The following is an 11,035-nucleotide window of genomic DNA, read 5'->3' on the forward strand; positions in this document are numbered from 1 at the left end:
TCGCGGAAACGGGCGTTGAAGCTTTCGCAGTATCCGTTCTCCCAAGGCGATCCAGGTTCGATGTAAGCCGTTTTCGCGCCGACAGCTTTGATCCAGTCCTGTACGGCTTGAGCAACGAACTCCGGGCCGTTGTCAGACAGAATGAATGCTGGCACGCCGCGCAGGATGAACAGGTCGCTCAGCACATCGATGACGTTGCCTGAGTTCAACTTCCTGTCGACACGGATCGCCAGACATTCCCGGCTGTACGCGTCAATGATGTTGAGCGTACGGAACGCCTTCCCATCGTCCGTCCGGCAGTGCACGAAGTCATATGACCAAACATGGTTTGGATGCTCAGGCCGCAACCGGACACACGATCCATCATTCAGCCAAAGCCGTCCTTTTCTTGGTTGTTTCATTGGCACCTTCAGCCCCTCTCGTCGCCACAGTCTTTCGACGCGCTTRTCGTTCACATGCCAGCCAGCATCTCTGAGCATTGCTGCAATCCGACGATAGCCATACCGTCCATATTGCCGGGTTAGCTCGATCATATCCGCCACCAAGCGCTCTTCGTCTGGACGACCAATGGRTASCTTGCGCTGTGTCGATCGGTGTTGTCTCAGAACGCGACACGCGCGACGTTCCGAAACGTTCAGTTCTGCACGAACACGATCAATGCAGGTACGGCGACGAGCGGGGCTCAGAAGTTTCCCTTTGCGGCCTCCGCCAGGATCAGCTTGTCCAGGGTCAGATCCGAAACAGCCTTGCGCAGCCGCTCATTCTCTTTCTGAAGACGCTTTAGTTCCTTCAATTGGTCCGCGCCCATCCCACCGTACTTTTTCTTCCAGCGGCAGAACGCCTGTTCAGTCACGCCGATCTGGCGGATCGCATCCAGACGCGGCATGCCTTGCCCGGTCAGAACCTCAACCTGCCGTAACTTCGTCACAATTTCCTCGGGCTTTGGTCGCTTGTTTGCCATCTGTTTCCTCCGTTTTCCTAAACATAGCGGAGGACCACTTCAGTGGGGGAAGACCAACCGCTGCGCCAGATCGACTGGGTGGTTTATGCCAAGGAGCCCTTCGCCGGACCTCGGGCGGTGCTGTCCTATCTGTCGCGCTATACCCATCGCGTTGCCATATCCAACAGCCGTCTGATCCGCATGGACGCGCGCGGCGTCACCTTCCGCGTCAAGGATTACCGCAAGAACGGCCCTGCGCGACACACAACGATGACTCTGACAGCCGGAGAGTTCATCCGCCGCTTCCTCATCCACGTCCTGCCCAGGGGCCAGCATCGCATCCGTCACTACGGTTTCTTCGGTAACGGAAACAGGGCCGGCCAATATTGCAAGGATCAGGGCCCTTTTGGGCGAAGACACGCCGCAGCGGAGCTCCGACAGCGATGACAGGGCCCGGGAAACTGATAAGTCCTGCCGCACTCTGGCCCTGCCATGCCCGTGTTGCGGCGGCCAATTGGTTATCATTGAGATGATCGCGCCGCTGCAACCCCGGCCTCCGCCGACAAGAGCAAGGGCCACAGCATGACTGCCAAGCGTCTCCGCGTCATCATCTCACCAGAAAGAACAATCCGCGTCAGCGGCCCAAACAGCCTGTGCCAAATGCCCGGACCGCAGGGCAAATGGGCACTTTTAACCAAGGTCGTCACTCGGAAGCGGACACATATCCCACAAATTCAATCGTTCACGGCCCGGGATATCTGCGCAACGGCAATGCGGTCTCTCGGCACACCAGCGCTAACCCGTCGCAAATCCCCATAAGCCCAAACCGCTCACCCGGTCCAACCCCGCGATTTCCCGCTTGAGCGCTTCTCCGACGCCACGCAACGTCGCGCACCCAATCAGCCCTCCTAAGTGGCGTCCGAGAAACCTGCATCGTTCCCGACCTTCGCTGCAGATTTGTCCGAAGGTCGGCAGCGCGGGACAAAGCGACTGTTCGGTGCCAGCGTTTGCACGGCTGCTATGAACGCGATGGCGGAGGGCTAACCAGCAGCAGGATGCCGAATATGCACATTGTGACACCCGAAATCCGCTGCATCGTTTGAAGTCTGCCTGAGGCGAATTTTGATGCCAAGCGGCCCGCTAGAGCATAGGCAAAGATAGCTGCTGCCTCCATGAGTAAAAAAGCTGCACCCAACATTGCATAGCTATGCCAGTAATTTTCCGGAACTACGAATTGTGGGAAAAATGCAGCGAAAATGAGGATCGCTTTTGGATTACTCAGAGCCACCATTGCCTCGCTTCTAAACGCCCGTCCCAAGTGTGCAGGGTGCGCGCTGATCTGTGTGACTTCCATCGTGCGCGCGTGACGCCACAGGCTTATTCCAAGCCATATCAGATATGCTGCCCCGAACGCTTTAACGATCCCGAAAATTAAAGCCGAGGCTGTGAGGATGATACCGAGGCCCAGAGCACTTACAGTAATCATCGGAACAAAAATCAGCAATCGACCAAGAGCGGCCTTCTGAGCGAAGCTAACACCCGCTTTTGCACCGTGTGTCATGGCCAAGAGATTGTTGGGGCCAAACGCCAAATTCAGCGCGAAACATGCTGGAACGAAGAAAATCCAATCAATCATGTTGTTTCACCCTTGTTCACTTGGCCAACCTCAAGGCACCGCTTCGCCGCAATAACGGGCGAGCTACGGACGGGAATTCCAATATCCGCTAGCTTGGCTTCAGCCACATGCATTGACGCTTGAGCCAAAACAATGCTCTTGATGCCCGATTCCTCTTTAATTTTTGCCTTAATGGATGACGCAATTGTCGTGGCGTAGGCTTCGATATTTTCTGCTTCAAAAAATGCCCAAGCATCACCACAAATTACAACAACTGGTGTGATGTTTCGGCCCGCCTCCTTCGCGCAATTCCTGAGCGGATTGAGGGTCGCGTCACGCGCACTGTCCAAGCACAGAGCAACGAGAACCTTGTCACCATCCGCGCAGGCCTGCTCCATCAAGGGTCGGTCAATCATGATAATGGCGCTAGACGACTTTGCGGCATCATCTGCTAGCGGCCCCAACGTCGAGCAAGTGCATAGTACGACATCAGCTGCGCTTAAGTCTGAGAGCAATGTTTCGACATCTACACGCACTGCGTCGATCCCATCTCGCCGCGCTCTTTCGAGCAAGCTCGCATCAACGTGATGGGTGAGCTGGGCATCCCTGCCCAAGCCGTCAAAAATCTGATCAAAGGTCGCGACGTGAACGTCAGCGGTATGAAGAAAGGCAATATGCATTGTGAATCTCATCAACTATTAGAGAATAGACCTTCGCTGCAAAGCAGAAAGATTGCAATGAGGGCTCAGAGCCGACACGGAGCGATGCGGCATAGCGGGTAGGCCCTCCGACCGGCGCACCGTCGGTCTCGGCCCTTACCTGCCGTTCATCACCACGTCAGATGCTGCAATGCGGCACGCATTTCCCGCCGCTCGACCCAGTGTGCATCATTTTTTGCGCGACGAAGATCACCGGTGCGGACGTTTCGTCCTTTCGCTTCCACCGCGCGATCCCCGCCGTGACCGCGGCGGCTAATACAGGTGGCGGCGATTCCCGGACCTATGCTGCGGTGAGAACTTAGGATTCGCGCCGGGTATATGCGGAGATCCAATCGGTCCGCGACGCCAAGAACTGGCCCCCTCCCACGCCGGCGAAACATGTGACGTAGGGCGGATCTGCTTTGGAGCCCGAACCTGTCAGGCTAGTCCCGTCACGCGAACACCGCCGCTTCGGTGAGGGCTATGAGAGCCTTGTGGTTCTTGGCGTGGCGCTGGGCGAGTTGCTTCATCAGTTTGCCTTTCTCGGGGATCAGTCGGGCGGGGACGGGGTGAAAGTCCGGGTCACAGATCTCGGGGAAGATCGCCTGGATCTCGGCCCGGGCCTCGGGTGACACGGCCTTCAGCGCCTGCGGACCTGTGAACAGGCTTTCGGAGGGTGCGCCGTTGGAGAACACGACCTGATGTCGGTCAAACAACATGTGGATGTACTCTACCCCACTCGCGTCCTCAGCGATGTCGATGCCGGGCAACACCAGCAGCTTGTTCGCCGGGATCAGCACTTCGGCGGTCCCAAACATCCGCAAGGCGATGGCGCTGCGCACGAGGATGCGGTGCTGAGGCGAGACCAGCAGATCGGCCTGCGGCAAGCCCGGACCCAGTGCCCCGGCGCGGATCCGGATGGGCGTGAGGCGGGGATGCTGATCCAGCATCTGGCGGGACAGGACGCGCCCGCCGATCCATTTCAGCGGCTGGTATCCGAAATCGAGCGTCAGGACACGATCACCCGGCACCAGTTCCTCGATGGGCCGGTCGCCGTCAAAGGTGCGAATCAGCGTACCGCGGGTGAAGCAGACCACGTTGAAATTCACCGTCTCGAAATTGGTGAAGGTGATACCGCCCACCGAGCCACTTTCATCCCCGGAGGTGATCTGGAAGGTGCCGGGGCCGTAGGTGCCGACGGTGATCCCGGCGATGATGTCGTCGTAGCTCAGCGCCTCGGCGGGGCCGAAGGTGATGGGCGTGCCGGTATCGAACGGCGTATAGGTGCCTGCGGTCTGGCCGTCTTCGGCGCCGGTATCGATCCCGGTGATCTGACCCAGGGTAAACCCTAGGCCGCTGGTGTTGGTAATGGTGATGGCGTCGCTTTCCAGCGAGGACTCGCCGGCCTGCAGGAACTCAATGTTGCTCAGACTGTCCGTACCGCCCAAGAGCTTTGCCGAACTGCCGGTTCCGGTCTCATCAATGGTGATGGCTACAGTTTGGAATACATCGCCGAGATCAATGATCCCGTCGATCGTGCCATCGGCCGCATCTGCGTCAGCAAGGTCTGCGGCTGTAAACAGATAGGACTCTCCGCTGCCGTTACCTCCCCCATCGGCCGCGAACGCCCCGATGATCAGATCGCCGAGCCCATCGCCATCCACATCCCCCGCAGAACTGACGGATATCCCTGCGTTGTCTGTTGGGTCGCCGCCGGTAAATTCATAGGAGGTGCCCTGTGCAGCGACATTGCTCAGGTCGATGACACCGTCTGTGCTGCCATCGGCCGCATCTGCCGCCGCCAGATCCGCAGCCGTAATCAGATAAACCTCGCCGGAATTGGCTCCGTCGCCATCGGCACGGCGCGCCCCGATCAGCAGATCGTCCAGGCCATCGCCATCCACGTCTCCTGCTGAACTGACGGAATTGCCCGCCGCATCCCCCGCCGCGGTTCCGATGAAGCGGTACGAGGTGGTCTGTGCGGCGATATTACCCAGATCAATGACACCATCTGTGCCGTCGACCGCATCCGCTGCCGCCAGATCCGCCGCTGTAATCAGATAGGCTTCGCCCGCGTCGAGCCCTCCGTAATCGGCCGCTGATGCACCGATCAGCAGATCGGCGAAACCATCGCCATCCACATCCCCGGCGGCGCTGACACGAGAGCCTGCTACGTCCCCTGCTTCAGCGCCGATGAACCGGTAAGAGTCCGCTTGTGCGGCGATATTGCCCAGATCAATGACACCGTCGAGTGTACCATCCGCTACATCCGCTGCCGGCAAACTTGCTCCGCTGATCAAATAGACCTCACCGGAATCGACGCCACCACCATCAGCCTTAGCCGCCGCGATCAGCAGATCGACGATTCCGTCGCCATCCACGTCCCCCACAGAGGTAGCAGAGAAGCCTGCGTAGTCGACTGCTGCGGCGCCGTTGAACACGTAAGACCCGCCCTGTGCGGCGACATTGCTCAGGTTGATGACACCGTCTGCGCCGTCGACCGCATCAGCTGCGGCCAGATCCGCCGCTGTGATCAGGAAGGTCTGGCCACTTTGAGGCGCGCCGCCATAGCCCGTTGAGGCCCCGATCAGCAGATCGTCCAGGCCATCGCCATCGATATCCCCCGCAGAACTGACAGAATAGCCGGTTCGATCTGCCCCCGATATGCCGATGAACTGGTAAGAGTTAGACTGTGCGGCGATATTGCCCAGATCAATGACACCATCTGTGCCATCGACCGCATCCGCTGCCGCCAGATCCGCCGCTGTAATCAGATAGGCTTCGCCGCTATTAATGCCGCCGTTGCTGTCAGCGAAGCGTGCCCCAATGATCAGATCGTCCAGGCCATCGCCATCGACATCCCCGGCGGAGCTGATTTTATGCCCCGCATCGTCGTCAGAATCGATGCCGATGAATTGGTAGGACGTGGTCTGTTCGTTCACATTGTCAAGATCGATCACGCCGTCGGACACACCATCGGCCGCATCCGCATTCAACATATCTGCCGCGGTAATCAGGTAGACCTCTCCGGATTGGTACCCACCGCCACTGGCCCGCCACGAGCCGATAATCAAATCGTCCAGACCATCACCATCGACATCCCCCGCAGAGCTGACAGCAAAGCCCGCCCAATCGCCAGGCTCCGTACCAACGAAGCGATAGGATGAGGCAGGATCGCTTTGCACCCTATAGGTATCTGTACCCGCGCCACCATCAATGATGTCCGAACCCTGACTTGCCACGATGACGTCGTTGCCGTCCCCGGACGTAATGGTGACACTGCCGTCGCCACCGTTCAGCACATCATTACCGGTGCCACCTGCAACAGTGGTTGCGGTTTGACTGTCAACGATAACACGGTTGGTGCCGTCGTTCAGCACCAATGATGCCAGATCGCTGAAACTGCCGGACACATTGGCATCGGTTGGCACTGTGGTGCCCGCGTCGCCGATCGAAAAACTTGTCGTACCGTCCGAAATGACAAGTCTCGTGGCATCTGCTGTTGATCCGTCGCCAATCAGGCTGCCCGGGACCAGAAAATAGTTATTTAGGAGCGCGGTAAAATCCAGCGTGTCGCCGAGATTGATGGTCAGACCATTCCAGAAGACCAGATCGTTCCAGTTTGTGGGTGTGATCGTGATGACAGCCATTTTATGTTCCACTCTTTACGGTAAAGGGACCCTCTGAGCGGGGTCTGGATTGTTGGATTTCGGTCGCATCTACCGGTCCGGTCGACGTGGTGTCGTCCGGGTGCAGGTCTGTTTGTCGCTGTGATTGGGGCGTGACCCGTCAGGGGTGGCGCGTCAGGGTTACCGCGTCAGGGAGGGCCGGTGATCACAACCATGGCGCGGGCTCAGGCCGTCTGGCGTGCGAAGGGGAAGCGCAGGACCACCGGCTCGTCCCTCCCCTTGGTTTGACACAGGAACTCTGCCCCCTGCTGGTGCAGCTGCCCCAGTTGCAGGTAGCTGTTGATCGCATCGGCGACGAACTGGCCCAGTGCCGCGTCATCCGCGAATGTCACCTGCGTGTGCAGGCGATCGATGACCTCTTGGGAGAGGGTGAGGCTGTTGCAGTTGGTCTGCGGTGCTTCAGACATGGTCAGGGGTCCTTTGGTTTGAAGGTCTCAGAGGGAGGGCGCGGCGTGGAAAAGGCCGGGCCCTGTTCGGGATTGATGATGAACCGGATGTCGTCTTTCTGCAGACCCACCAGATGCGGGTGTCGGATGCCCGGCAGCGCCACCACATCGTAAATTTCAGCGATCAGCCCCCCGATCCGGAGCCAGTGCTCCAGGTCTCCGGTCTTGAGATTGACGATCGCGATCATGCAGCGCGGCTGCGCCCGCTCGCGCGCCAGCCGTTCGGTGAGCGCCAGTCCGGAGAACATCTTGTTGCTGTCGCGGGGCAGCGACACGCCGATCACCGCCCAATCGCCGACGATGGCAAACCCGCGGGCAAAGCCCGGCAGGAAACAGACGGGGTCAAACCGGCCGGTGGCCAAGTCAATCCGACCCAGCTCGCCAGTGCCCGATTGCAGGATCCACAGGTCCTCACCGTACAATCGCGGAGAATGGGGCATGGACAGGCCGCCGGCCAAAACCGCGTCCGAGGCCACATCCATCACCACGCCGCCGTCCCGGCGATGCTCGCGCCAGCCTTCGGCGATATTGCTCTGCGACACGCAGGTCACATAGCGCGGAGCCCCGTTCTGCATGGCCAATCCGTTGAGGTGGCACCGATCCTCGGCCGCGAACCGATCAATGAAGGGCGGGCGCCACACCGCGCGAAAGCTTTTGCCCGGCACAGGTTCGGCCAGACAGTTGAACCGTGTCGCCACAAACAGCGGCAGCGCGTCCTGTGTGTGGATGTCATGGGTGTCCACATCACCGGTCGTGTAGGCCATCGACGGTACGTAGAGCGCGTCATGTGTCTTGTACCGCGCATCCGGTGCAAGGTAATTGTCGAACCGCCAGATTTGATAGAGCGATGAGGCCCAAAACCCGTTGGCATGGGTTCCCAGCCCCATCGCGCGGGGAAAGCTGCGCTCTGAAAAGGCCAGCCGACCATCCGCGCCCAGCCCGACCAGAAAGAGCTTGCCGATCTCGTAGGTGGAAAAGGCCAGAGAGACGTCCTGCGTCTCCAGCCAGCCCGGCATCATGCGCGAGGCCTCAAAGGCAAAATCCGCATCCTGCCCACCGATCGCCAGCGCCGGACGCGCAAACTTCACCGGAGATGCCGCAGAGGTCATGTCCGCCATCCAAATGCGCGCGGCGCCAGCCAAAGTGCCGGACCCCATCCCACCGGGCGCTTGAACCCGAGGCATGACATCATGCCGCCCGTGCGGTCCAGATCAGGCTCCTTCAGACGACCGGTTACATCAAAAATAAATACGTTCATCATGCAGTCTCCTCGTGGCATCAACCTGAATTGCCGAACCCTACGGTTGGACCGAGATTCTCGCAAACAGAGAGTGCCCAAAACTTTAATGAAAAGAGTATGTTAACAGATTTTTAACGGATGCCACCCGGCTTCCTCGTAAAGGGTCGGAGAGACACGCGTTTGAGCGTCCCAGATCTTCCTTGGGTTAGTGGCGCAAATCAATTCTGCTAGCCGGCCTTCTGTCTAGCTGCTGCCAGTACGCGTGATCTCTGCCTTGTTGCGCATCGCCGCCGGTTATCCAGAGTGCGGCGAGAGCCGGTTCCCTCGAGGGCGCCCAGAAGCCGGACGAGCCGTATGCCCCGGTAATGAAGGTCTGCTTTCGCGTTCGCCGCCCGCTAGCGCTGCGAAGCGGCGAATTCACACTTTCCGCCCCGCGTGTCGAACGTGCGCCCTGTCGATCAGGTCGGGAGCTCTGTGCAGACCTCCCGGCAGTGGCCGCTTCTGAGAGGTGACCAGAGACCGCAGCGAGATGGAGCGGCGGTCATACCTTGTCCCAATCGACGGTCTTCGCGGTCTTGAAGGTGATATAGGGCGCGCGGTCCTTGAGGTGGGATCGCTGATAGTAGCGACCGATGCCCTTCGGCACGGTGACGGCTTCGACACCGCATTTTTCCAGACCGTGCATAACGAACATGAAGTTGGTGCCCATACCGGCCGCGATGCGGCCGAGCGTGGTATGGTCCTTCAGAAAGGCCTCGAGGCTGGTCTCAGGGATGGCGGGGAAGTCGAACCCTTTCAGGGAGGGTCCTCGCTTCACAAGCTCCAACAGCCCTTCATCGATCAGGTGTGCGACCGTCCGCAAGCTCGTGCGCAGATATGCGGCGGCGGCGAGCTTGCTCATGGCCGGGATCATTTCGCGTTTGAGCGCCTCCCGGAGATCCTCGGGATCAACGCGGATGCGATCCAGTCCCTGACCGTCCGGGAGGAGCCGCGCGGATCTGACCTGCCCTTTCCGGATGAGATCCGTCGCGCCGATCAGGTCGGTCCCCAGCCTCTGGCAGGCTTCGCGCAGGAGAACATGACCGGCAGGGCATGTGGAGGCTGTCAGCGTCGCCTCGAAGATCGGCGCCAGAAAGGTCTCGATTTCGGCAGGATCGTACATGGGACGCTGGTCTATGGCATCCTTGTGCTGCCGGATCGCGCCATTCAGGCGCAGCAGCCGAAAGGCTTTGTCGGACTGGCCGAGCAGCGCAACGGCGTCCCATCGTGGCAGCAGACCGTCCCGATGCGACAGAATCCGGTCAATATCCTTGGCGCGGATCTGGCGGGTGAGAATGAGCGAGTCCCTCTTCCCGGGGATTGCGCGTCCGGCCCCCGCCTCGACAAGGCACCGGACCAATCGTTGACGGGAGATCCCGTGCTCCCGCTTGGCGCTGTTGACCGAGTAGACCTGCGTCTTCGGGCAGCGCTGTCCCAGAACGATTGTGCCCCGTTGCACCGGGTAGCTGGAGAAGACGAAGGTGTGGACCAGCGCTCTGATCCTCTCGATCTCGGGTGTCGGGTGGGCGTAGCTGAGCCAGATCCAGACGGCCCCGAAGTCGAGCTTGTGGCTGGCATTGCTTTGCAAGGGATCACGCTGCAGCCGGCGAAAGCAGGCGAGGAGCCCGTCTTCACCGCCCAGAAGATAGCGGAAACTGCGCGTGCAGGCGGCGTGGAGATCGGCGTCGGAGACCTCGCCGAGCGGGGTGCGATCACCAGCCAGGGCCAACCCCAGCGTTTCCGCCATGCGGGCGATGACCGTCAGCGACAGGTCATCGAGAAAGGGGCTTTGTCCCCGCCCTTTGCGAAGACGGTCGAGAAGATAAGCCTCGAAGTCCGAGAAGGCTTGCGGTGGCGCCGTTCGGTCCGCCTTCCGGATCAGATCATCGCAGGCCGCGACCCGGGTCACGAAGTCATAATTTCCAAACGTGTGCTCCAGATGCGGGAGCTGGATCAGCGGGATCTGGTGATGTGCGCAGGTTCGCAGCGCGAGAAGGTTCCAGTGAACCCGCCGATAGGGCATCTGCCCCGACGCCAGATCTTCCAGAATGCATCGGGGACAGAGCCTCGGGCGGCTGCGCAGCAGCGTCTTGTTCGGGACCACGTCCTGCCCGATCTGGAACTGCAACCCGCCCAGAGCGCGGACAGACCAGCGGTTGAGGTCGCTCTCATCGGCACCGCCGAGGGCCGCAAGGGCCCTCAGCTGACTCGCCTCCCCCCGCACGATTGCCTGCCATTCGAGACCGAGATCCCGGCAGAGATCGAACGGCGTGCCAACCCCCACATAGCGGGTCAGACGCGACACGTAGGAGGTCGCGGTTTCTTCGTGGCGCAGCGGCTGCGCGAGGTTTGGGCATTTGAACATGGC

The 11,035-nt window shown here is 60.0% G+C and carries 6 protein-coding genes and 2 pseudogenes; 1 reads left to right on the forward strand and 7 read right to left on the reverse strand.

Annotated elements, in window-relative coordinates; translation table 11 throughout:
• Positions 1 to 961, reverse strand: a pseudogene (locus FEV53_RS15945) (IS3 family transposase); the annotation flags it as partial.
• Between the two features lie 57 nt (positions 962 to 1,018).
• Here FEV53_RS15945 and FEV53_RS15950 point away from each other — a divergent pair.
• A pseudogene (locus tag FEV53_RS15950) lies at positions 1,019 to 1,526 on the forward strand (IS91 family transposase); the annotation flags it as partial.
• Between the two features lie 432 nt (positions 1,527 to 1,958).
• Here the strand turns inward: FEV53_RS15950 and FEV53_RS15955 are convergent.
• The 6 genes from FEV53_RS15955 to FEV53_RS15980 all read right to left on the reverse strand — a co-directional run bounded on the left by FEV53_RS15955 (position 1,959) and on the right by FEV53_RS15980 (position 11,032).
• Positions 1,959 to 2,576 (reverse strand): LysE family translocator, encoded by a 618-nt coding sequence (locus FEV53_RS15955; RefSeq protein WP_142835783.1) that lies wholly within the window; start codon positions 2,574 to 2,576, stop codon positions 1,959 to 1,961.
• Positions 2,573 to 3,235: a hypothetical protein gene (locus FEV53_RS15960; RefSeq protein ID WP_142835784.1), complete on the reverse strand. Its 663-nt coding sequence runs from the start codon at positions 3,233 to 3,235 to the stop codon at positions 2,573 to 2,575. The genes FEV53_RS15955 and FEV53_RS15960 overlap by 4 nt, the downstream gene beginning before the upstream one ends.
• Positions 3,236 to 3,705: 470 nt before the next feature.
• Positions 3,706 to 6,903: a Hint domain-containing protein gene (locus tag FEV53_RS15965; protein ID WP_142835785.1), complete on the reverse strand. Its 3,198-nt coding sequence runs from the start codon at positions 6,901 to 6,903 to the stop codon at positions 3,706 to 3,708.
• A gap of 203 nt (positions 6,904 to 7,106) precedes the next feature.
• Positions 7,107 to 7,349, reverse strand: a complete 243-nt coding sequence (locus FEV53_RS15970) for a hypothetical protein (protein ID WP_142835786.1) — start codon at positions 7,347 to 7,349, stop codon at positions 7,107 to 7,109.
• Between the two features lie 2 nt (positions 7,350 to 7,351).
• Complete coding sequence (locus FEV53_RS15975) at positions 7,352 to 8,497, reverse strand: TIGR03032 family protein (RefSeq protein ID WP_142835787.1); 1,146 nt, start codon at positions 8,495 to 8,497, stop codon at positions 7,352 to 7,354.
• Positions 8,498 to 9,169: 672 nt separating this feature from the next.
• Positions 9,170 to 11,032: a TniQ family protein gene (locus FEV53_RS15980; protein ID WP_221931639.1), complete on the reverse strand. Its 1,863-nt coding sequence runs from the start codon at positions 11,030 to 11,032 to the stop codon at positions 9,170 to 9,172.
• Positions 11,033 to 11,035 lie beyond the last annotated feature (3 nt).

The sequence above is a fragment of the Palleronia caenipelagi genome (assembly GCF_007004065.1).
Lineage (GTDB): Bacteria > Pseudomonadota > Alphaproteobacteria > Rhodobacterales > Rhodobacteraceae > Palleronia > Palleronia caenipelagi.

What these genes read in the sequence shown, in the direction of transcription:
- FEV53_RS15955 (WP_142835783.1), bottom strand. Translation starts at nt 2,576, where the DNA reads ATGATTGATTGGATTTTCTTCGTTCCAGCATGTTTCGCGCTGAATTTG.
- FEV53_RS15960 (WP_142835784.1), bottom strand. Translation starts at nt 3,235, where the DNA reads ATGCATATTGCCTTTCTTCATACCGCTGACGTTCACGTCGCGACCTTT.
- FEV53_RS15975 (WP_142835787.1), bottom strand. Translation starts at nt 8,497, where the DNA reads ATGACCTCTGCGGCATCTCCGGTGAAGTTTGCGCGTCCGGCGCTGGCG.
- FEV53_RS15970 (WP_142835786.1), bottom strand. Translation starts at nt 7,349, where the DNA reads ATGTCTGAAGCACCGCAGACCAACTGCAACAGCCTCACCCTCTCCCAA.
- FEV53_RS15965 (WP_142835785.1), bottom strand. Translation starts at nt 6,903, where the DNA reads ATGGCTGTCATCACGATCACACCCACAAACTGGAACGATCTGGTCTTC.
- FEV53_RS15980 (WP_221931639.1), bottom strand. Translation starts at nt 11,032, where the DNA reads ATGTTCAAATGCCCAAACCTCGCGCAGCCGCTGCGCCACGAAGAAACC.